At 51.2% G+C, this 20,627-nt stretch carries 23 protein-coding genes and 1 other RNA gene; 10 read left to right on the plus strand and 14 right to left on the minus strand.

Going from position 1 to position 20,627, the window contains the following annotated elements:
• Positions 1 to 374: 374 nt before the first annotated feature.
• Positions 375 to 800, minus strand: coding sequence for a peptidoglycan-binding protein LysM (gene lysM / locus HRQ87_RS00005; RefSeq protein WP_174134310.1), 426 nt, complete (start codon positions 798 to 800; stop codon positions 375 to 377).
• Positions 801 to 1,037: 237 nt separating this feature from the next.
• Here lysM and sdhC point away from each other — a divergent pair, with 237 nt between their 5' ends.
• The 9 genes from sdhC to HRQ87_RS00050 all read left to right on the plus strand — a co-directional run bounded on the left by sdhC (position 1,038) and on the right by HRQ87_RS00050 (position 10,007).
• Complete coding sequence (sdhC, locus tag HRQ87_RS00010; protein WP_174134311.1) at positions 1,038 to 1,421, plus strand: succinate dehydrogenase, cytochrome b556 subunit; 384 nt, start codon at positions 1,038 to 1,040, stop codon at positions 1,419 to 1,421.
• A 12-nt stretch (positions 1,422 to 1,433) separates the two neighbouring features.
• The gene (gene sdhD, locus HRQ87_RS00015; RefSeq protein ID WP_174134312.1) at positions 1,434 to 1,805 is read left to right on the plus strand and encodes a succinate dehydrogenase, hydrophobic membrane anchor protein; all 372 of its coding nucleotides are present in this window, start codon (positions 1,434 to 1,436) and stop codon (positions 1,803 to 1,805) included.
• A gap of 24 nt (positions 1,806 to 1,829) precedes the next feature.
• Positions 1,830 to 3,635 (plus strand): succinate dehydrogenase flavoprotein subunit, encoded by a 1,806-nt coding sequence (sdhA, locus tag HRQ87_RS00020; protein WP_174134313.1) that lies wholly within the window; start codon positions 1,830 to 1,832, stop codon positions 3,633 to 3,635.
• On the plus strand, positions 3,635 to 3,964 hold the full coding sequence (locus tag HRQ87_RS00025; RefSeq protein ID WP_174134314.1) for a succinate dehydrogenase: 330 nt from the start codon (positions 3,635 to 3,637) through the stop codon (positions 3,962 to 3,964). The genes sdhA and HRQ87_RS00025 overlap by 1 nt, the downstream gene beginning before the upstream one ends.
• Before the next feature lie 120 nt (positions 3,965 to 4,084).
• Positions 4,085 to 5,023, plus strand: a complete 939-nt coding sequence (locus tag HRQ87_RS00030) for a glycosyltransferase family protein (protein WP_174134315.1) — start codon at positions 4,085 to 4,087, stop codon at positions 5,021 to 5,023.
• 102 nt (positions 5,024 to 5,125) lie between these two features.
• Positions 5,126 to 5,902: a succinate dehydrogenase iron-sulfur subunit gene (locus HRQ87_RS00035; protein ID WP_174134316.1), complete on the plus strand. Its 777-nt coding sequence runs from the start codon at positions 5,126 to 5,128 to the stop codon at positions 5,900 to 5,902.
• A gap of 94 nt (positions 5,903 to 5,996) precedes the next feature.
• Entirely contained in the window at positions 5,997 to 7,403 is a 1,407-nt protein-coding gene (gene creD, locus HRQ87_RS00040; protein ID WP_174134317.1) for a cell envelope integrity protein CreD, read from the plus strand.
• Positions 7,404 to 7,506: 103 nt separating this feature from the next.
• On the plus strand, positions 7,507 to 9,159 hold the full coding sequence (locus tag HRQ87_RS00045) for an FAD-binding dehydrogenase (protein ID WP_174134318.1): 1,653 nt from the start codon (positions 7,507 to 7,509) through the stop codon (positions 9,157 to 9,159).
• Positions 9,159 to 10,007, plus strand: coding sequence for an urea carboxylase-associated family protein (locus HRQ87_RS00050; protein ID WP_174134319.1), 849 nt, complete (start codon positions 9,159 to 9,161; stop codon positions 10,005 to 10,007). The genes HRQ87_RS00045 and HRQ87_RS00050 overlap by 1 nt, the downstream gene beginning before the upstream one ends.
• Positions 10,008 to 10,062: 55 nt before the next feature.
• Here the strand turns inward: HRQ87_RS00050 and deoD are convergent, their stop codons facing one another.
• From deoD to HRQ87_RS00115, 13 genes are all read right to left on the minus strand, one after another.
• Positions 10,063 to 10,767, minus strand: a complete 705-nt coding sequence (deoD, locus tag HRQ87_RS00055; protein WP_174134320.1) for a purine-nucleoside phosphorylase — start codon at positions 10,765 to 10,767, stop codon at positions 10,063 to 10,065.
• Between the two features lie 287 nt (positions 10,768 to 11,054).
• Positions 11,055 to 11,228 (minus strand): hypothetical protein, encoded by a 174-nt coding sequence (locus HRQ87_RS00060; protein ID WP_174134321.1) that lies wholly within the window; start codon positions 11,226 to 11,228, stop codon positions 11,055 to 11,057.
• Between the two features lie 138 nt (positions 11,229 to 11,366).
• The gene (gene rpmG / locus HRQ87_RS00065) at positions 11,367 to 11,534 is read right to left on the minus strand and encodes a 50S ribosomal protein L33 (protein ID WP_068355258.1); all 168 of its coding nucleotides are present in this window, start codon (positions 11,532 to 11,534) and stop codon (positions 11,367 to 11,369) included.
• Positions 11,535 to 11,628: 94 nt separating this feature from the next.
• Positions 11,629 to 12,078 carry a PAS domain-containing protein gene (locus HRQ87_RS00070; RefSeq protein ID WP_174134322.1) on the minus strand — a complete coding sequence of 150 codons (450 nt, stop codon included), beginning with the start codon at positions 12,076 to 12,078 and terminating at the stop codon, positions 11,629 to 11,631.
• 75 nt (positions 12,079 to 12,153) lie between these two features.
• Complete coding sequence (locus HRQ87_RS00075; protein WP_174134323.1) at positions 12,154 to 12,630, minus strand: PAS domain-containing protein; 477 nt, start codon at positions 12,628 to 12,630, stop codon at positions 12,154 to 12,156.
• 70 nt (positions 12,631 to 12,700) lie between these two features.
• An RNA gene (gene rnpB / locus HRQ87_RS00080) (RNase P RNA component class A) lies at positions 12,701 to 13,062 on the minus strand.
• Positions 13,063 to 13,074: 12 nt separating this feature from the next.
• Entirely contained in the window at positions 13,075 to 13,797 is a 723-nt protein-coding gene (locus HRQ87_RS00085; protein ID WP_174135312.1) for an N-acetylmuramoyl-L-alanine amidase, read from the minus strand.
• Positions 13,758 to 14,405, minus strand: coding sequence for a hypothetical protein (locus HRQ87_RS00090; RefSeq protein ID WP_174134324.1), 648 nt, complete (start codon positions 14,403 to 14,405; stop codon positions 13,758 to 13,760). The genes HRQ87_RS00085 and HRQ87_RS00090 overlap by 40 nt, the downstream gene beginning before the upstream one ends.
• Before the next feature lie 33 nt (positions 14,406 to 14,438).
• Positions 14,439 to 15,926, minus strand: coding sequence for an Asp-tRNA(Asn)/Glu-tRNA(Gln) amidotransferase subunit GatA (gene gatA, locus HRQ87_RS00095; protein WP_174134325.1), 1,488 nt, complete (start codon positions 15,924 to 15,926; stop codon positions 14,439 to 14,441).
• Positions 15,926 to 16,213 (minus strand): Asp-tRNA(Asn)/Glu-tRNA(Gln) amidotransferase subunit GatC, encoded by a 288-nt coding sequence (gatC, locus tag HRQ87_RS00100; protein WP_174134326.1) that lies wholly within the window; start codon positions 16,211 to 16,213, stop codon positions 15,926 to 15,928. Before gatC ends, gatA begins: the two co-directional genes overlap by 1 nt.
• Positions 16,214 to 16,276: 63 nt before the next feature.
• Complete coding sequence (locus HRQ87_RS00105) at positions 16,277 to 16,933, minus strand: ceramidase domain-containing protein (protein WP_174134327.1); 657 nt, start codon at positions 16,931 to 16,933, stop codon at positions 16,277 to 16,279.
• A gap of 154 nt (positions 16,934 to 17,087) precedes the next feature.
• Positions 17,088 to 18,125, minus strand: a complete 1,038-nt coding sequence (gene tdh, locus HRQ87_RS00110; protein ID WP_343035106.1) for an L-threonine 3-dehydrogenase — start codon at positions 18,123 to 18,125, stop codon at positions 17,088 to 17,090.
• Complete coding sequence (locus tag HRQ87_RS00115; RefSeq protein ID WP_174134328.1) at positions 18,122 to 19,306, minus strand: glycine C-acetyltransferase; 1,185 nt, start codon at positions 19,304 to 19,306, stop codon at positions 18,122 to 18,124. Before HRQ87_RS00115 ends, tdh begins: the two co-directional genes overlap by 4 nt.
• Before the next feature lie 109 nt (positions 19,307 to 19,415).
• Between HRQ87_RS00115 and HRQ87_RS00120 the strand changes: the two genes are divergently transcribed.
• The gene (locus HRQ87_RS00120; RefSeq protein WP_174134329.1) at positions 19,416 to 20,591 is read left to right on the plus strand and encodes an acetyl-CoA C-acyltransferase family protein; all 1,176 of its coding nucleotides are present in this window, start codon (positions 19,416 to 19,418) and stop codon (positions 20,589 to 20,591) included.
• Positions 20,592 to 20,627: the final 36 nt, after the last annotated feature.

A 20,627-nucleotide genomic window follows, 5' to 3' on the forward strand; every position in this document is an offset into this window, starting at 1 on the left:
TTCGAAGAGAACAAAGGTAACCTCAGACATCGACAAACAGGAATTTTGGAAAACAGACATTGACGGATTAGAGAACAAAATCGGCTCCTGTTACACCTTCGCTGCACCCACACACAAACGACAGCTATCCGAAAAGATTTGCTTCTGGTGTCATTCCGCCATCTTTCGCAAACGCTGCGTTCATAAGTGTTAATTCTCACTTACACCTTGCCTTATAGTGCGTATTTACAGCGCAGGATTCAGTACAGAACCAGGCTGGAACCCCGGTTTTGTGAAAATTATAAAAATTCACCATACAGACTTTGGGCGCGGGCCTCACACTCACCGCGCGGCAGATTAACTCTCACCGCACGGCGAATTTTATATATCTATTCTCAAGTCGGAATACGCAACACCTGGCCAGGATAGATCTTGTCAGGATGCGACAGCATCGGTTTGTTTGCTTCAAAGATTTCATTGTGGCGATTTCCATCACCAAGTGTTTTTTGAGCGATACCCCAAAGCGTGTCACCCTTTTCAACTGTATGAAAAACAGGGTCATTTCCGGAAATGTCTTCTTCAACCTCGGCAACACCTTCGACGTTGCCAACAGCCAGAATGATCTTTTCTTTTGTTTCCTGATCAATGCCGTCGCCCGAGATTTTGACTTTGTCACCATCAACCGAAATATCTAGCCCGTCGGTCTTGAACCCAAGATCGCCCACTTCTTTAACCAAGGCCGCCTGCGTTACTTCTTCTGGCGCATCATCTTTTCCAATCAAAGACTTACCAGCGCTTTTCACAAAATTCCAAAGTCCCATTTTACGTCCTCCTGTTACAAGTATGGTAACAACCTGTCTGATTGAAGCACCCATACACAAGTGAAAACTATCAAAAAACGTGATCACGCGCTCAAATGGCGTGATCACAAATATGAAAAACAGCGTAAATGCGCCAACAAACCGCGCCTGAATACGCCGGGGGTACGTGACACCGCGTAAAAAATCGCTATCAAGATAGACAAGTCGCGACAGCCGCGCAAAAATATGGGAACTGACATGGCCGATGTGAACCGGGGCAATCGCCCACTTTCGCCGCATCTGACGATATACCGCCCGCAGATGACATCTATGACGTCTATCTTTGTACGGGTGACCGGCAACGCACTGCTCGTTGGATCACTGTTGATTGTTTGGTGGTTTCTGGCTGCCGCAACCAGCCCTGAATATTTTGCCACAGCCGACGCGGTTCTGACATCATGGTTTGGCGATCTGATCATGGTCGGATCGGTCTGGGCATTATGGTATCATACGCTTGGCGGTGTGCGTCATCTGATCTGGGACATGGGGTATGGTCTGGATTTGGACAGCGCCTATAAGATGGGCTATATAATGATCGGCGGCTCGCTTGTGCTGACGCTTATCACGATATTAGTGATATAAAGGGGCATCGACATGGCTTTTCTGACAGACCGCAAACGCGCCCAAGGCATGGGATCAGCAAAAGAGGGCACTCAGCACCATTGGAGCATGATGGTCAGCTCAAGCGCGCTTTTGATCCTTGTGCCGCTTTTCGTTTTCACATTTGGTCCGATGCTGGGCCAACCGCATGATAATGTAATCGCTTACTTTGGCCGGCCTTTTCCGGCGATTGTTGCGGCCCTGACATTGATCGTTGGCTTCATGCACTTCAAAAATGGTGTCCAAGTCCTGATCGAAGACTATGTCCATGGAACACTGCGCAAGGTTCTGATCATTGCAACGATCTGCCTTAGCTATGGTGCCGCAGGCACTGGTCTTTTCGCAATAGCGCGCATCGCGCTTTAATAACGTATCGGAGCAACTTTTATTATGGCAGCCTACGATTACGAAACACATGAATATGATGTTGTGGTGGTTGGCGCGGGCGGCGCGGGCCTTCGCGCGACACTGGGAATGGCCGAACAGGGTCTGCGTACAGCATGTGTGACCAAGGTCTTCCCCACCCGTTCGCATACGGTTGCGGCCCAAGGTGGCATCGCGGCTTCCCTGTCCAATATGGGGCCGGATCATTGGCAGTGGCACATGTATGACACGGTCAAAGGCTCTGACTGGTTGGGCGATACCGATGCGATGGAATATCTGGCGCGCGAAGCGCCCAAGGCGGTTTATGAGTTGGAGCACTACGGGGTGCCCTTCAGCAGGACCGAAGAGGGCAAGATTTATCAACGCCCCTTCGGTGGACACACGACCGAATTTGGCGAAGGTCCCCCCGTGCAACGCACCTGTGCCGCGGCCGACCGGACCGGTCACGCGATCCTGCATACGCTTTACGGCCAATCGCTGAAAAACAACGCCGAATTCTATATTGAATATTTCGCCATTGATCTGATCATGGGCGAAGACGGTGAATGTCAGGGTGTTCTGGCCTGGAAACTGGATGACGGCACTTTGCATCTGTTTTCCGCGAAAATGGTTGTTCTGGCCACTGGTGGCTATGGCCGCGCCTATTTCAGCGCGACCTCGGCCCATACGTGCACGGGTGATGGTGGCGGCATGGTGGCCCGCGCGGGTTTGCCGCTGCAAGACATGGAGTTCGTTCAGTTCCACCCCACCGGTATCTATGGTGCAGGCTGTCTGATCACCGAAGGCGCACGCGGCGAAGGTGGATATCTGACCAATTCCGAAGGCGAACGCTTTATGGAACGGTATGCGCCCACCTACAAAGATCTGGCCAGCCGCGATGTCGTCAGCCGCTGCATGACGATGGAAATCCGCGAAGGCCGCGGTGTGGGCGACGATAACGATCATATCCATCTGCACCTAAACCATCTTCCACCGGAAACTTTAGCCGAACGTCTGCCCGGCATTTCCGAAAGCGCGCGTATTTTTGCAGGCGTTGACCTGACCAAAGAACCAATCCCAGTTTTGCCAACAGTCCACTATAATATGGGTGGTATCCCGACGAATTACTGGGGAGAGGTTTTGGCCCCAACAAAAGACAAGCCCGATAATGTTGCACCCGGTCTGATGGCCGTTGGTGAAGCAGGCTGTGCTTCAGTGCATGGTGCGAACCGTCTTGGGTCAAACTCTTTGATCGATTTGGTTGTCTTTGGGCGTGCGGCAGCGATCCGGGCTGCCGAAGTGGTCGATCCATTAACGGCTGTCCCCACACCCAACAAACGATCTATTGAGGCGGCCCTGTCCCGCTTTGATGGTCTGCGTCATGCGTCGGGCCAGGTCGGTACCGCTGAATTGCGCCTTGAGATGCAGAAAACCATGCAGGCCGATGCAGCCGTTTTCCGCACCGATAAGACATTGGCCGAAGGCGTTAAAAAAATGGAAGGCGTCGCAGGCAAAATGAGCGATCTTGCCGTCACAGACCGGTCGCTTATTTGGAACTCTGACCTGATGGAAACATTGGAACTGGCCAACCTGATGCCAAACGCGGTGGCGACAATTGTCGCGGCTGAAGCCCGTAAGGAAAGCCGTGGTGCCCATGCCCACGAAGATTATCCGGATCGTGATGATGAAAACTGGCGCAAGCATTCGTTGATCTGGTTCGAAGGAAACGAAGCAAGCCTTGGCTTCCGCGGTGTGCACCTGAACCCACTGACCAGCCACAACGATGGCGGGATTGATCCAAAGAAAATCGCGCCAAAAGCACGGGTGTATTAATGCGTTTTCCAGTTCTGATTGCAGTTGTCGCCAGCCTGTTTCTGACAGCCTGCGAACCCGATGGCATTGGCGATCAAATTGCCCGACAGCAAGCTAAGGATGTCGTAAACAGAGTGGTTGATCGCCAGTTTCCCGGCGCAAATGTTGCGCCAGTGACAGATTGCATCATCGATAATGCATCTGGCAGCGAAATCATACAGATCGCCAGTGCAAGCGTGACTGGAATTGATCAGAAGACCACCAATTTGGTTGTTGAGATAGCTCTGCGTCCGCGAACCATTGAATGTGCGGCTGAGAATGCTTTGCCTTTAATACTTAGATCTAGATAAGCATGTTCAATTTACCTACTATGATCTGGCAATCAACTTTAGATTTCTTGATATCCTAAATGTGTAAGAATATTCAAGCTCTTAACCCTAGATTTTCAGTTTATTAAGCAGTGTAAACACTTGAAATCAATCTGTATTCTTCTTCCTTGCCCGCCTCCTACACCCAACAAGGCATGGGGCGATTGGTATTTTGGTAATTCTCTTGGCAAAGCCTTCGAAAGACTTGGCATCCAAACAAAATACATGTTTCAACATAAGAAGAAAAAATATCAATATTTTGAAGGTTTAAAGCGCCATCTAGCCCGCAACGAGGCCGACTTTGTACTGCGTGGCAAACTTGCCTATAAGCCAATTAGGGGCAAGCCCTTCTTCATATGGGTTATTTCACAATCTTCATCTCTAACCGATGTCGAATTAAAACAAGCCAGCCATATTTTTGTCGCTTCTGAGTTTTTAGCGAATAAATGGTCAAAGCGCGGTCTTCCAGTTACCTTTGTTCCACAATGCACGGACGCACATATTTTCTCTCCGGACAGGCGGCGCACAGAGTTGGCGACTGACGTTCTTTTTGTTGGTAATCGCCGATCTTACGCCGAACGGCCAGTTGTTCAAATGGCTTTGGATTGCAATGCCAATCTTACAGTATGGGGTCGTGATTGGCACGGACGGCTTGAAAAAGATATACATAAGGGAGAGATGATCGAAAACAGTGAACTTGGTCATCACTACGCCTCTGCCAATGTTGTTATAAATGATCATACAGATGACATGCTTGAGACTGGTTTAGTATCAAATAGGATATATGATGTCTTGGCTTGTGGAACCGCGATCGTAACTGAAAAAATGGACAGCATTCCAGATGACATAAAATCGGGATTATATCTTTATGAAGACCTAAAAAGCTTCAGGCAAAGCTTGCAAGATGCTCAAGATAAGTCACAACAAAAGCAGAAAATGCGTCTTGAGCTGGCAAATCATATTCGACAACATCACACTTTCGATACCAGAGCCCAAGTCATGTTAAATATAATGAAAGAAGTTGTTTCAGAAAAAATATAAATAAAAAATGCGACAATGCCGCGGTTTCTACTGTTGAAAAGAGATGATATCAGATTTTCCAAAGCAGCTTGATAAATGCCGCAAGAATAACCGGAGAGTAAAATGGTACAGCTAACGCTTCCTAAAAACAGTCGGATCAAGACCGGGAAGACCTGGCCGAAGCCCGAAGGGACGAATATCCGCAAATTCAGCGTTTATCGCTGGAATCCGGATGATGGCGAAAATCCCAGGGTTGATACCTACTTTGTCGATATGGATACCTGTGGCCCCATGGTTCTGGACGCCCTGATCAAAATCAAGAATGAAATCGATCCGACGCTGACCTTTCGTCGATCGTGCCGCGAAGGGATCTGCGGGTCTTGCGCGATGAATATTGACGGGATCAACACGCTGGCCTGTATCTATGGCATGGATGAAATCAAGGGCGATGTGAAAATCTATCCCCTGCCACATATGCCAGTGGTCAAAGATCTGATCCCTGATCTGACTCATTTCTATGCACAACACGCCAGCACGATGCCTTGGCTGGAAACCAAAACAAACCGTCCCGCCAAGGAATGGAAGCAATCCATTGATGATCGTAAGAAACTGGATGGGCTTTATGAATGCGTCATGTGCGCGTGTTGTTCAACATCCTGCCCCAGCTATTGGTGGAACGGTGATCGATACCTCGGGCCAGCGGCACTGTTGCATGCGTACCGTTGGATCATTGACAGCCGTGATGAAGCGACGGGTGAACGCTTGGATGATCTAGAAGATCCCTTCAAACTGTATCGCTGTCATACGATCATGAATTGCGCCAAGACCTGCCCCAAGGGGCTGAACCCAGCAAAGGCGATTGCTGAAATCAAAAAAATGATGGTTGAGCGCACCATTTGATCTGCGAATAATCTGCACATCTTGACCCAGATGATTGCACGGCCCACTACCATAGTAGCCGTGCAATTTTCATTTGGGCAAGAAGGTATAAGATATGAAGTGGTCTGCAGGATTTAGATTTTTTATTGTCGGGGTTTTAGCCCTTTTGATGTTTATCCCACTGTTTTTCGTAGGCTCGATCATCGACTCGCGCTCAGATTATTCCAGATCGACGGTAAATAGCATTGAAAGCGAATGGGGCGGCGCCCAAACGATCAATGGCCCACAACTTGTGATTCCGGTCGAAGGCCCCGTTAAACGCAACGAACAGCGTGAAATTGTTGACCCCGAAACGAACCGCGTCCGGACTGAGGTTTACGAAGTTACGGAACAAGGACGCAAGAATTCAATTTTTGTCTATCCTGAAACCTTTGATGTCACATTAAATACAACCAGCGAAGAACGGCGACGCGGTATCTTTAACGTACCCGTCTATCGGGCCGATATGGATATGGCATTCGCCTTTGAAATACCGACCGGGTCACTGCGCCTGGAAGAGGGCGAGGTTATTCTGTGGGATCAAGCTTATCTGAAGCTTTCCGTTTCATCGAACCGCGCACTGCGTGGCAAAGCCGAACTGCTTGTGGATGGCAAGCCTGTTCCACTTGAACCCCTTGCACGCTCCAATAATTCATCCGGGGGTATTGTCGCCAATATTGGTGATCCACGGCAACTAAACGATTTCAGCCTGGCACTTGGGTTTAACGGCGCGAACCGATTGTTGATCGCCCCGGTTGGACGTACAAACCAAATCGCAATGACCAGCGATTGGCCACATCCGAGCTTCACCGGTGCTTTTCTTCCGGATGGGTCTGAGATCAGTGAAACAGGCTTTTCTGCGAATTGGACAATCCCACATCTGGCCCGCAGCCTGCCCCAAGTGTCGCGTAGCAATTATGCCAGTACCGCCCAATCTGAAGCTTTTGGCGTGCGCTATTTCCAGCCCAATGATTTCTATCAAAAGGCGTATCGTGCGGCCCGTTATGGCATCTTGTTTATCGCCCTGACTTTTCTAACTGTTCTTCTGATCGAAGGGCGCACAGGCAAACCCACACACCCGGTGCAGTACATTCTGATCGGTCTGGCGCAATCGATCTTTGTATTGCTGATGGTCTCTTTTGCCGAACAGATCGGCTTTGGGCTTGCCTATGGATTGGCCAGTGCAGCAACAATCGGACTGCTGACAATGTTCGGTTTTGTCGCCTTGCGATTGGGCAATCGAACCTATGTCCTTAGTGGTATGTTGATCGTTCTTTATTCCGTGCTTTATCTGATTTTACGCAGTGCAGATTACGCGCTTTTGGCTGGCGCCACACTATCCTTTGTCGCACTGGCAGGCACTATGTTCGCCACGCGCAACGAAGACTGGTACGGGCCACCGAAAACCGGCGAAAGCGGTGGATGGTTCGGGCGTAAATCCAAACCAGCAAAAGTTGTGGAAACCACGCAAAAAGAAAACTGAAAACGCGCCAGGCCCCGGATGAACTCCGGGGCTTTTTTACGTCACACCTCTTTATCATTTGCCATGCGTCCCTATAAGCTGATCAAAATTAGGGAAGAGCTTTATGACACAAAATGCATCCGCAGATGTCATCATAATCGGGGGCGGTCTTTCGGGCCTTGTTGCAGCGCATGAGGCTACGCAGCGTGGGCGATCTGTCCTACTGTTGGATCAGGAAGGCGAACAATCCCTTGGTGGCCAGGCCTGGTGGTCATTGGGTGGGCTTTTCATGATCAACACCCCTGAACAACGCCGCATGGGCATCAAGGACAGCCGCGATTTGGCCCATAGTGATTGGATGGGTTCAGCACAGTTTGATCGCGCCGAGGATGCCAATCCACGTGCTTGCGCAGAGGCCTATCTTGATTTCGCGTCCGGTGAGATGCGTAGCTGGCTTTATGATATCGGCCTGCGTTGGTTTCCGGTTGTGGGTTGGGCCGAACGCGGGGGTGCGATGGCCCATGGTCACGGCAATTCGATCCCGCGCTTTCATGTCACTTGGGGTACAGGCACCGGGGTTGTGAAACCTTTTGCCAATCGTGCCTATGCGGCGGCAGATGCAGGAAAACTGTCCTTTGCTTTTCGCCATCGCGTAACCGAACTAAAAATCGAAAACGGCAAGGTCACAGGTGTTGCTGGTGATATTCTAACCAATACCGATAAGCTGCGCGGCGAAAGCACAAACCGCAATGTGGTTGATGATTTTAATTACAGCGGTGAAAGCATAGTGGTGGCAACCGGTGGTATTGGCGGCAATCACGATATGGTCCGGCAATATTGGCCCACTGATCGCCTTGGGCCCGCACCAATCAAAATGGTCGCTGGTGTGCCTGATTATGTAGATGGTCAGATGCAACGTGTGGCCGAGGCGACTGGTGCAGCTGTTATCAACGCAGACCGCATGTGGCATTATACCGAAGGATTGCAGAACTGGGATCCGATCTGGCCCAACCACGGTATTCGCATCCTGCCCGGCCCTTCATCCATGTGGTTTGATGCAAACGGCGAACGGATGCAGGCCCCTTGCTTGCCCGGCTTCGACACCTTGTCCACGTTAAAACGGATTACGCAGACAGGCCACGAACACAGCTGGTTTATACTAACCCAAAAGATCATCGAGAAAGAATTTGCCTTGTCGGGATCGGAACAAAACCCTGATCTGACCTCCGGAAAATGGATCGAGGTTCTGCGTTCACGGCTTGGCAAAGGAGCGACGGCAGCCGTTGAGGCGTTCAAGACACATGGTGAAGATTTCGTTGTTGCAGATAATCTGGAAACGCTGGTCGATGGTATGAATGAATTGACCCCTCAAGTACCATTATCACTGGATCATCTGCGTTATCAGATTGAAGCACGCGATGCTCAGATCACTAACAAATTCTCAAAAGATGCTCAGGTTACTGCGATCCGTGGGGCCCGGAATTATCTGGGTGACAAGCTGATCCGCACAGCCAAACCCCACCGTATTTTGGACCCGAAGAACGGCCCGCTGATTGCCGTGCGGCTGAATATCCTGACACGTAAATCTCTGGGTGGGCTGCACACAGATGTGAATGGTCAGGTCTTACGGCCCGATGGATCGAACTTTGACGGGTTATTCGCAGCAGGCGAGGTTTCGGGCTTTGGCGGTGGTGGATACCACGGTTATAACGCGCTTGAAGGAACATTCTTGGGCGGTTGCATCTTTACTGGGCGACAAGTTGGACGTGTAGCCTGATGACAAAACCACCCCATGATGCCGATGCGCGGCGTTCAGTTGAGCCGGTCATTTGCTATCCTACAGATAGTTTGCCGCAGCCAGATATGGATCTATATCACGCGGCTCGCGAGAGTATGCAGCAGATCGATCAGGTCATCGTACCCCCGCGAGAGGCGCAAACGTTCCAAGTACCCGCTGGCCATTTCTTTCGCATCACATCAATAGAAGGACCACAAGTTGGGGATCTGAATTTATGGAGCGCCACTGATCTGAATGAACGATTTTATTCAGGAAAAACAAGAGCTTTGCATGGAACACATCTGACCACTGGTGATCGAATGTGGTCCTGTTTCCCGCATCTGCGGCCCATGGCGACAATCACCCATGATACGCTGGATTGGTACGGGATCGACGCATTCGGCAGCAGCGTACATGACGTTATCGGCACCCGCTGCGATCCCTATACAAATAATCTTCTGTCGGACAGGCAGTATCATCATTGCTGCCATTCCAACCTGACCCGCGCCATTGCCCACCATATTGGATTGCCACTGACCGAAGCCGAGACCCATGTGCATGATGTCCTGAATGTCTTTATGTGCACCGGGTTCACCCGCGATACGGGTCAGTATTTCATGAAAGCCAGTCCCGTCCGTTCGGGCGACTATCTTGAATTTTTCGCCGAAATTGATCTGATTGGCGCGCTTAGTGCTTGCCCGGGTGGGGATTGTTCAGCCGAGCATTCCAGCGACACCTCACCCTGCTATCCTCTTGAGATTACAGTGTTTCAATCCAAAGGTAATGTTCTGAACAGTTGGCGTCCACCCGTTAAAAACAACTATGACAAATCACATGGATCAGAATGAAAACACATAAATGTCAGTACCGAAGCATTTCTAAATTTTCACAATGAAACCATGCTTAAGCAAACGCGGCTTCCAATGCGATTTCGACCATGTCACCAAAGCTGCTTTGGCGATCTTCCGATGGCAATGCGTCGCCTGTAAGCAGATGATCTGAAACGGTTAATACGGCCAACGCGCGACGACCATAGCGGGCGGCAAGAGTGTAAAGCTCAGCAGCTTCCATTTCAACGGCCAGAATACCGTGGCGCGTCATCTGTTCATTCAGATCGGGACGTTCATCATAGAAAACGTCAGAAGAATAAATTCCGCCCACATGGGTCGCCACATCGCGGTTTTCAGCGACCATAGCTGCATTTTTCAGCAAGGCCCAATCCGCACACGGGGCAAAATTTATCTCTTTAAACAACCCCTTAGAGGGCGTAGATAGCGTTGACGCTGTCATGGCCAGGATCACGTCACGCAGCTTGATATGGCTTTGCATCGCGCCAGTCGACCCGATGCGAATTAGCGTTTGTGCGCCATAATCTTTGATCAGCTCATTGGCATAAATCGACAGCGATGGCATCCCCATACCAGAGCCATGAATAGTCACCGAATTGCCGCGCCATGTACCTGTAAAACCCAGCATTCCCCTGACTTCATTGACTAATTTCGGTTTTTCCAAAAACGTCTCAGCCGCCCATTTCGCCCGCAAAGGATCACCCGGCATCAAAACAGTTTCCGCAATTTCACCCGGTTTCGCGCCAATATGAATGCTCATTCGAAAATCCCCTTTGTTCAAAGGCAAGATAACGAAAGTCAGCGCACGTGCAATGGGTCGCGTATGGCGCTGCAAACGCAGTTTTGTATAATTTATACATGGGTTTTGTACTAAAATTTATGTACAAAATTCGTTAATAATATCTAAAACTGTTTTTACAAGCGTCATCTGGCCGGATGCTTTTCCAGTAGATGCGACTCGTTACAATTTTTATATTTTCAGTCCGCACACGTATCAGATTAAGCAGCGAATTGGCCCGTGCCGCTGTGCGCCAACTGAAAAGAACATTATACTGTCGTTCTGGAACCGTTTTCCGGCGGGGCGGTTTTTTGCAAACGCTCAATCCGTTCTTGTTCTTCGATTGACTGGCTTGGCACACGGTATTCGTCAAAACCCTGACCTTCTGGGGAAGAACACGCTGCAACAAGTACAGGTAGAATAAAAACAAGATAACGTTTCATAGCAAAGCTTTCCCTTTGATCATTACAGAACCAATTCTAACCAGTCGTACCATACAATTGGTGACACGGACGCAACACATTGAAAAGCAAAAGGCCACGCATTGCGTGGCCCAAAATCCTGATCTTTCAAAGGAAGGCTTACTTGATTTTGCCTTCTTTATACTCGACATGCTTACGAACAACTGGATCGTACTTACGCACAATCATCTTTTCAGTCATCGTGCGCGCGTTCTTTTTGGTCACATAGAAATGCCCTGTGCCCGCGGTCGAGTTCAGACGGATTTTAATCGTGGTCGGTTTCGCCATGATATCTCTCCTGAAGCGGGCCAAATATTGGGCCGCAGAAACTTTGTAAGCCCTGCCTTTTAAGGACTAAGGCCCGGCTGTCAACTAGATTCGGTTAGCTTTTGGGCGTATGGCTTAGGTTTGCGGTAATATCCTGCGAAATAACCATCAAAGCCACAACATCACCCGCATCAGAGCATATGGGCGACACGCTTACATCCCATTTGCGGTCATTTCCTTTGCGCGTCTCGCGCAGTGCGTGAAACCGCATTGAGGCACCACGAACCGCACATCCCACTGCGTCACGCATCGCAGCATGCGCACTTTCTGGCCATATGGCCCACCATTTTTGCCCAAGAACAGTGTCACGCTCATCAAGTTCTAGCAAATTCACACCGATATCATTGATCGCAACAACATTTCCGTCATGCGATAACAGTTTGACACAATCAGTCGAAGCATCGAACACTTGTTCAATTTCTTCAATCTGAGCATCAGATAATGTCGAATCGATACCGCTAAGACTTAATCGAAAATCCATAAAGCGTCGCGTTTGGGTAGCCATACAGTCAAATATCCCTTCGCAGAAAGCTGCGCGTCAATGAAATGCTAGCATATCGTGAAAGGAATGTGCAGTGGTTTAGGCTGCCTCATAACTGCAATTACATCCGGCGCAAGGATTAAATTCAGTGCAGACACCTGTAATATCGCGTGAAACCGCTAAAACACTTTCAACATTTCCAACGCAATCGAGAATCGGACTAACGGTTACTTGCCAACACCGACTGCGGCCCATTGCCGTTGGGCAGCATGCTTCGAACTCAATCGTTGCGCCAGACAATGCCCCTTGAAAAGCATTCATCAATAAATCCTGCGATTCATTTGGCCAAAGATCCCACCAGACTTTATTTCTGACATGTGAGAAATCATCAATTTCCATGGCGCACATGCCATTTTCACTCATAAAACTGATACGACCGTTTTTTTCTAGAACTTTCACACAATCTGGCGTTGCTTTGAGATGTGCCAAAACGAAAGAGGGTAAATTTTCACCAACACTGTCAAGTACGATAGAATCAACAATTGCTTTGTGAATAATGTTTTCGACTTCGGTCATCATACAACTCCAACGTTTAACACGTCCTAGTTGTTGAATCATATTATGTTCGTATTTAGGCAGAAAAGTTACGCGCGGGGGGCCTGTAAGCCGGATTCTGTCCAAGGTTTGCCACCTTTGGATGATCATTCATCTTGGCCTGCTGTTACCAACACACCTCTAGCTGCCAACCCGAACATCAAGGCTGAAGGGGCCCATGCGACGTTCCTATTTGGCATTGCTCCCGGTGGGGCTTGCCGTGCCGGTCCGGTTGCCCGTCCCGCGGTGGGCTCTTACTCCACCGTTTCACCCTTACCCCGGGCCTGCCGGGGCGGTCTGTTTTCTGTGGCGCTTTCCCTGGGGTTGCCCCCGCCGGGCGTTACCCGGCACCGTTCCTTCAGGGAGTCCGGACTTTCCTCGGGCATCGCTGCCCGCGATCATCCAGCCCCCCGCGCGAAATGTCAGTTAAGCGGTGCCGGGCGCAGGGTCAACGCCGAAACGATGCGCCAAATCAGCAGACATAGCCATATCCTGTCCATCTAACGCGCCATTTGCAGCGGGCCGAAATCTTTGCCTGAATGCATCCAGTAAAACTGACAGCGATGCATCAGGATAGCCAAAACGTTGTAAATTCTGTTGAAAAACGGCATCATCTATTGCGATTGGGTCGTTCGCCACAGGCCATACTGCCAACCTTTGCAATGCAAGCCTGCGCCAGTCAAACCGACGCCCCGGATCAGATTTGCGATCAGGCGCCATATCTGAATGACCAATAACCCCAACAGGCGAAATTTCATACTTTTGCATCAGCTGTGCCAACAGACTTTCAAGTGCTGTCATCAACGGCGCAGCAAAGGGACTGGCCCCATCATTGGCCAATTCGATCCCGATTGATTGCGAATTGACATCATCACAGCCGCGCCATGACCCGGCACCTGCATGCCAGGCGCGGTGTGCATCGTCGACCATGTCGTAAATCGTTCCGCTTTCGGCAATCAGATAATGCGCAGATACTTCATGCTGTGCATCACACAATCTTTCGACAGCCTCAGTCGCTGATGGCATAGCCGTGTAATGCAATACGATCAGGCTGATCCGGGCCCCGCCGCGGCGTGGCCCAAAATTTGGTGACGGATGCGATATACGCTTCAGTTTCGCACAGACCGTTGGAATGGTGCCGGATCCCAGCTGCACGCAAATCCGTCCCCATCCGGGTCCAAATTCTTGCGATCACGCTGCGGACCGCCACTGGCCAGAAAATCCTCTTGTGCGACATCAGATGATGGATATTGCGCACAGGCACGAATTGATCTGTTTTCGCGGTTCAAACCACCCCTGCGATAAATTTGCTGCCCAACTGAATTCTGTGCAGACAAGGCATATTCCACGATATTGGGTCTGCCACCTGCTTGATCCCGACTGGGTAACGCAGTGGGTTTGACGACTGCGTACTGCTGACGCTGGCGTTCCAGACGTTCCGCATCACTTTCGATCGTTTCACGTTCCGACACGACTTCAAAATCGTTTTCACGCGATATACCGCTGTTTGATTGGGCCGAATTTCCACCAAGTGCGGTTGTTGTTTCTGCGGCTATGATTTGTGCTTCATTACCTTGCGCAGTGGCATCCTGTGGAAGAGAGGCGCGAACGCTAGTGTTCAGTGCTGCCTCTCGTCGTTGCTGCTGTTGGCTATAGCTGTCGTAGTCATCAAAGCCCACGCCACGGTTTGCGGACGGTGCGGTATCGCCACACGCCACCAATAATCCGAGTGTCGATCCAATCAATAAAAGTCGCATGCCTGCCCATTCCATTTTTAGTTTTTTAATGACTTACCACCATTTCGACGGTTTTTCCACAAATCCTGTCGATTGTTCCAAACAATATGCAAAATTCAGCATTTCATCTTCGGCCCAGGGTTTACCGATCAACTGCAGACCTAACGGCAGACCCTGCTTGTCCAGGCCCGCAGGCACGGCAACACCGGGCAATCCGGCCAGGTTCACGGTCACTGTAAAGACGTCATTAAGGTACATTTGCACGGGGTCCGCATCGCTCATCTCACCCAGGCCAAAGGCGGCCGAGGGCGTGGCGGGCGTCAGGATCGCATCGATGCCCTGATCGAACACCTGTTCGAAATCGCGCTTGATCAATGCACGCACTTTGCGCGCGCGATTGTAATAGGCGTCATAGAAACCCGCACTAAGGACATAGGTGCCCACCATGACCCGGCGCTTGACCTCGTCCCCGAAGCCTTCGGCGCGGGTTTTTTCGTACATTTCAGTGATGCCATCGCCCTGCGCCAGCTTGGCCCGGTGCCCGAACCGCACACCGTCATAGCGGGCCAGGTTCGAGGATGCTTCGGCCGGGGCAATCACATAGTAAGCAGGCAGCGCGTATTTGGTGTGCGGAAGTGAGATATCGACAATCTCGGCCCCCGCATCGCGCATCATCTCGCGGCCCTGTTCCCACAGCTTTTCAATCTCATCCGGCATACCGTCCATGCGGTATTCCTTGGGGATACCAATTTTCTTGCCACGGATATCGCCGGTCAGCGCGGCCTCAAAATCCGGCACAGCCAGATCGGCGCTTGTGGAATCCTTGGGATCATGGCCGCACATCGTCTGCAGCATGATCGCCGCATCGCGCACGGTTTTGGTCATGGGCCCCGCCTGATCCAGCGAGCTGGCAAAGGCGACAATCCCCCAGCGCGAACAGCGTCCATAGGTGGGTTTGACACCCGTAATCCCGACAAAAGCCGCCGGTTGCCGGATCGATCCGCCGGTGTCGGTGCCCGTCGCCGCCAGACACAGGTCCGCCGCCACAGCCGCCGCCGACCCGCCCGATGACCCGCCGGGGGTCAGGGCCGTGTCTTCGTTCCCGCGCCGCCAGGGGTTGACCACATCGCCGTAGGTCGAGGTTTCGTTCGACGACCCCATGGCGAATTCGTCCATGTTCAGCTTGCCCAGCATCACCGCGCCCGCATCGAACAGGTTCTGCGTGACGGTGGATTCATATTCCGGCTTGAACCCGCCCAAAATGGCCGAGGCCGCCTGCGACGGCACACCCTTGGTGCAAAACAGGTCCTTGATGCCCAGGGGAATGCCGCACATATCGGGCGCATCGCCGCCCTTGATCCGTGCATCAGCCGCCTTGGCCTGATCCAAAGCAATCTCGGGCGTGTTATGAACAAAGGCGTTCAGGGCCTTGGCACCCTCAATCTCACTCAGGCAAGCCTCGGTCAGTTCAACTGCGGTCACATCACCGGCACGCAGTTTATCGCGGGCCTCAGCAATGGTCAGTTTCGACAGTTCGCTCATTATTCCACCACCTTCGGCACGGCAAAGAACCCCTCACGTGCGTCGGGGGCGTTGGCCAGAACCTTGTCAGGTTGATGGCCATCGGTCACCACGTCTTCACGCCGTTTCAACCGCATGGGCGTGACCGAGGTCATCGGCTCGATCCCATCCACATCCACCTCGTTCAACTGCTCAATAAAGCCAAGAATAGTGTTGAATTCCTGCGCCAGCGCGGGCAGCGCATCTTCTTCCACCTGAATGCGGGCCAATTTCGCCACGCGGCGGGCTGTTTCCGTGTCAATCGACATGGGATCTCTCCATCGTGTGTGTTGATCCGGGTTTAGCGCCCCGCCCTTGGATTGCCAAGCAGATCAGGCACGTCCGGTCGCAATCATGTGCTTTTTATAGACATCAATCATCCAAGCCAGCATCGTGGCGTTCAAAATATGCCACATGAAGTGAGTGCCAACCGGGAAAACGCTGCAGATCGGATCATCCAATGTTCTAAACGTCAGTGACATAATCAGGATACCCGCACCAACCGTCAGCCCACGCGCCGTTTGTGGCATCCGTTGGCGTAACAAAAAAGCATAGATCAAGATCAACAAGGGCACCGGCGCATAACCTGCCGATGGCGCAATCCATGGGATCATATTGAATAACGGCACTGTCGCAGCCGCATAGGGGATAAATAGTACGGTCACGCCGATGGCAGGCCACAGACCCAAATTCCAATAATGTCGATTAGCTGCGAAAATATAAATCAGGATGAATGCCAAAATCGGCAGTACATCCAAAGTCGAAGCCCACGCTGTCGCAAAGGTATGAAAGAGGAAAGAGCCAACACCGCAACAGGTAAGCATTACCGCTAGGGCACGTGCAATTGGCAGACGCAAGCCCGCCAGTCGATACCAGACAATCGCAGCGGCAATCAAAAAAGCGATATTGGTCACGGCGTTAATGGGCTCTGACCAGAATGTCAGATCTGCACGTTCGCAATACGCATCAAACTGTCGCGCCCAATCCATTTTATCGTCTCATGTTCGTCTTTAATTGCGATAAACGCCAAAGCATCTTTGGCGTAACTCAATTTGAGATTTCAAATATACAATAATTTAGCTGCCATTTTCGCTAAATAAACAAGTAATGCTTTCACATATCGAATAATTCTACTGCTTTCCTTTATGTCCAGTCCAGAACGACCTTGCCGCTTTGACCTGACCGCATGATATCGAAACCTTGGACAAAATCAGCCGCCTTGAAGCGGTGGGTGATGACCTTAGTAACGTTCAAACCATTTTGCAGCATCGCAATCATCTTGTACCAGGTTTCAAAAATTTCACGTCCATAAACACCTTTGATGGTGATGGCTTTGAATACGATACGTGACCAGTTCACAGGGCTATTACCGGGTGGAATGCCCAGCAAAGCAATTCGTCCACCCATGACAAGAGCTTCGATCATCTGATCCATAGCACGTTGATTGCCAGACATTTCAAGCCCGACATCAAAGCCTTCGGTCATACCAAGACTTTGGGACACCTGCGCTAAATCCTGTTCAGCCACGTTCACGGCAACGACATCTGCGACCTGTGCCGCCAGATCAAGGCGGGTTTGGTTTATGTCTGTAATCACCACATGTCGGGCGCCCACATGTCGTGCAACCGCCGCCGCCATGATCCCGATTGGCCCGGCCCCCGTGATCAGAACATCTTCGCCGATCAGATCAAAACTAAGCGCTGTGTGCACGGCATTTCCAAGTGGGTCCAGAATGGCACCGATATCATCAGAAATCTGATCAGGCAGTGGCACAACATTAAACGCAGGCAGCCGCAGATAGTTTGCAAATGCCCCTTGTTCATTCACCCCGATACCGCGCGTTTCAGGATCCAGATGGAATTTCCCCGATCGGCTTTGTCGGCTTTTGTATCCGATCAGGTGTCCTTCGCCGGATACCCGCTGACCAAGTTGTAAGTCCTTCACATCGCGACCCAGCTCTGCGATCTGACCTGCGAATTCATGCCCCGTAACCAGCGGAACAGGTACAGTTTTTTGGGCCCAGTCATCCCAGTTCCAAATATGCACATCAGTCCCACAAATGCCGGTCTTGTTGATCTTGATCAGCACATCATCTGGCCCGATCTCTGGCACCGGCATGTCGTGCATCCACAACCCTGCTTCAGGTTTGGATTTCACAAGCGCCTTCATCTGATTGATCACGCCAGCACCCCCACATCTTTACCCGCTTTTTCAAATGCAGCTAATGCGGTGTCCAGATCCTGTCGTGTCAAAGCAGAATTCATTTGTGTGCGGATACGTGCCATTCCACGCGGTACGACCGGAAAGAAAAACCCGGCAACATAGACACCAAGATCGAACAATCTCGCAGCCATATCTTGGGATACTTTCGCATCACCCAGCATCACCGGGATGATCGGGTGTTCACCGGGCAGCAATTCAAACCCCGCTTTGGCAAGCCCCGCGCGCCAGTGGGCCGCATTGTCAAAAAGTTGCTTGCGCAGATCATCCCCATCTTCCACCAGACGCAGCGCTTCAATTGACGCGGCAACAACGGCAGGCGGCAGAGAATTTGAAAAAAGATAGGGGCGGGCCCGCTGACGCAGTAAGTCAATCACGGGCTGCGGACCTGCAATATAACCACCAATTGCACCACCCAAAGCCTTGCCCAATGTGCCTGTCAAAATATCAATATCGACGTCAAAATGCGCGTGCATACCGCGGCCCTGTGGCCCCATAAAGCCCGTCGCATGACAATCGTCCACCATCACAAGCGCCTCGTATCGATCTGCCAATGCTTTGATTTCAGGTAATTTCGCCAGATATCCATCCATGCTGAACACACCGTCTGTAGCAATCATGATGTGGCGGGCACCATCTGCACGGGCCGATTTCAGCTGTGCCTCAAGATCATTCATATCAGAGTTCGCATAGCGATATCGTTTTGCCTTGCACAGCCGGATGCCATCAATGATCGACGCATGATTAAGCGCATCTGATATGATTGCATCCTCGGGGCCAAGCAATGGTTCAAACAGCCCCCCGTTCGCATCAAAGCAGGCTGCAAACAAAATGGTGTCATCCTTGCCCAAAAACTGGGCCAGCTTTTGTTCCAGCAGACGGTGCATATCCTGTGTACCGCAGATAAAGCGTACCGAAGCCATACCGTATCCCTGATCATCCAGCGCCTTTTGCGCCGCTTTTATTAACGCGGGATGATCGGCAAGTCCAAGATAGTTGTTGGCACATAAATTCATCATCTCGCGCCCGGCGACTGTAATGTGCCCAGCTTGTGGCGAACTGATTGCACGTTCGCGCTTATACAGCCCCGCATCATCAATTTCACGCAAAGTGGATTGGACGTGATCAATAAATTTGGACATTTTGGACCTCCTGTGCCCTTAATTCGAGGCAAGCCATATCATCTGACGGCACGTCATAGCTGCACCTGTGATCGCAGATTGTCATACAGAACAAAAGGGAGGATTCATCATGAGCGATATCGTCATTCTATCTGGCGCAAGAACGGCCATTGGAACATTTGGCGGGGCATTGGCCAAAACGACGCCGATTGATCTGGGCACTGTTGCGGCCAAGGCTGCTTTGGAACGCGGCGGTGTCGCGGGGGATCAGATTGGTCATGTGGCCTTTGGACATGTGATCAATACTGAGCCGCGGGATATGTATTTGTCGCGCGTGGCAGCGATGCAGGCAGGAATACCAGACAATGTACCTGCGATGAATGTGAACCGGCTGTGCGGATCAGGGGTTCAGGCGATTATCTCAGTTATTCAGAACCTCATGCTTGGGGATGCTGATTTCGGGCTGGCTGGTGGCGCCGAAAACATGAGCAGATCCCCCTTTATCATTCCCGATCAGCGGTGGGGTGCCAAAATGGGTGATATCAAGACTTTGGACATGATGCTTGGCGCTTTGAATTGCCCGTTTGGCACTGGACATATGGGTGTGACAGCGGAAAATGTTGCCTCAGAACATGGAATAACGCGTGACGCACAGGATAGCTTTGCAATGGAAAGCCAGACCCGGGCTGCAAAAGCGATTGATGCTGGTTATTTCGATGAACAAATTGTGCCCGTGGGCATCAAATCGCGGCACGAGACAGTTGAATTCAAGGTGGATGAGCATCCCAAAGCCACATCACTTGAACAATTGGCCGATCTGCGACCCGTATTCCAAAAAGACGGTACCGTCACTGCGGGCAACGCATCGGGCATCAACGACGGGGCCGCGGCAGTTGTGATGGCGCGTGCCGATGCCGCTGAGGCAGCTGGTCTGACACCGAAGTTCCGCGTATTGGGCTATGCGCACGCAGGTGTCCGCCCTGAGGTTATGGGTATTGGACCCGTACCTGCCGTTCAAAACCTATTGGTGCGCACGGGTCTTAGTGCTGGTGATTTTGATGTCATTGAATCCAACGAAGCCTTTGCGTCCCAGGCTTTGGCTGTGTCAAAAGAACTGAATTTCGATCCTGCAAAGGTAAACCCGAATGGCGGCGCCATTGCGCTTGGTCATCCGGTTGGCGCGACAGGCGCGATCATCACAGTCAAAGCCATGTATGAACTGGAACGAATCCAAGGGCGAAAAGCACTGATTACAATGTGCATCGGTGGTGGGCAGGGCATCGCACTGGCAATCGAACGGCTTTAAGTTGCAAAACGCTTATCAGTCCTTACGGGCTTTCGC

Source organism: Parasulfitobacter algicola, assembly GCF_013315265.1.
Taxonomy (GTDB): Bacteria; Pseudomonadota; Alphaproteobacteria; order Rhodobacterales; family Rhodobacteraceae; genus Parasulfitobacter; species Parasulfitobacter algicola.

Excerpts from the sequence above, each read along its gene's own strand:
- HRQ87_RS00050 (WP_174134319.1), top strand. The coding sequence starts at position 9,159 with ATGACAAAACCACCCCATGATGCCGATGCGCGGCGTTCAGTTGAGCCG.
- HRQ87_RS00115 (WP_174134328.1), bottom strand. The coding sequence starts at position 19,306 with ATGTCCAAATTTATTGATCACGTCCAATCCACTTTGCGTGAAATTGAT.
- HRQ87_RS00090 (WP_174134324.1), bottom strand. The coding sequence starts at position 14,405 with ATGCGACTTTTATTGATTGGATCGACACTCGGATTATTGGTGGCGTGT.
- sdhA (WP_174134313.1), top strand. The coding sequence starts at position 1,830 with ATGGCAGCCTACGATTACGAAACACATGAATATGATGTTGTGGTGGTT.
- HRQ87_RS00105 (WP_174134327.1), bottom strand. The coding sequence starts at position 16,933 with ATGGATTGGGCGCGACAGTTTGATGCGTATTGCGAACGTGCAGATCTG.
- HRQ87_RS00025 (WP_174134314.1), top strand. The coding sequence starts at position 3,635 with ATGCGTTTTCCAGTTCTGATTGCAGTTGTCGCCAGCCTGTTTCTGACA.
- HRQ87_RS00075 (WP_174134323.1), bottom strand. The coding sequence starts at position 12,630 with ATGACCGAAGTCGAAAACATTATTCACAAAGCAATTGTTGATTCTATC.
- rpmG (WP_068355258.1), bottom strand. The coding sequence starts at position 11,534 with ATGGCGAAACCGACCACGATTAAAATCCGTCTGAACTCGACCGCGGGC.
- gatA (WP_174134325.1), bottom strand. The coding sequence starts at position 15,926 with ATGAGCGAACTGTCGAAACTGACCATTGCTGAGGCCCGCGATAAACTG.
- HRQ87_RS00035 (WP_174134316.1), top strand. The coding sequence starts at position 5,126 with ATGGTACAGCTAACGCTTCCTAAAAACAGTCGGATCAAGACCGGGAAG.
- gatC (WP_174134326.1), bottom strand. The coding sequence starts at position 16,213 with ATGTCGATTGACACGGAAACAGCCCGCCGCGTGGCGAAATTGGCCCGC.
- lysM (WP_174134310.1), bottom strand. The coding sequence starts at position 800 with ATGGGACTTTGGAATTTTGTGAAAAGCGCTGGTAAGTCTTTGATTGGA.
- creD (WP_174134317.1), top strand. The coding sequence starts at position 5,997 with ATGAAGTGGTCTGCAGGATTTAGATTTTTTATTGTCGGGGTTTTAGCC.
- sdhC (WP_174134311.1), top strand. The coding sequence starts at position 1,038 with ATGGCCGATGTGAACCGGGGCAATCGCCCACTTTCGCCGCATCTGACG.
- HRQ87_RS00045 (WP_174134318.1), top strand. The coding sequence starts at position 7,507 with ATGACACAAAATGCATCCGCAGATGTCATCATAATCGGGGGCGGTCTT.
- HRQ87_RS00060 (WP_174134321.1), bottom strand. The coding sequence starts at position 11,228 with ATGAAACGTTATCTTGTTTTTATTCTACCTGTACTTGTTGCAGCGTGT.
- deoD (WP_174134320.1), bottom strand. The coding sequence starts at position 10,767 with ATGAGCATTCATATTGGCGCGAAACCGGGTGAAATTGCGGAAACTGTT.
- sdhD (WP_174134312.1), top strand. The coding sequence starts at position 1,434 with ATGGCTTTTCTGACAGACCGCAAACGCGCCCAAGGCATGGGATCAGCA.
- HRQ87_RS00070 (WP_174134322.1), bottom strand. The coding sequence starts at position 12,078 with ATGGCTACCCAAACGCGACGCTTTATGGATTTTCGATTAAGTCTTAGC.
- HRQ87_RS00120 (WP_174134329.1), top strand. The coding sequence starts at position 19,416 with ATGAGCGATATCGTCATTCTATCTGGCGCAAGAACGGCCATTGGAACA.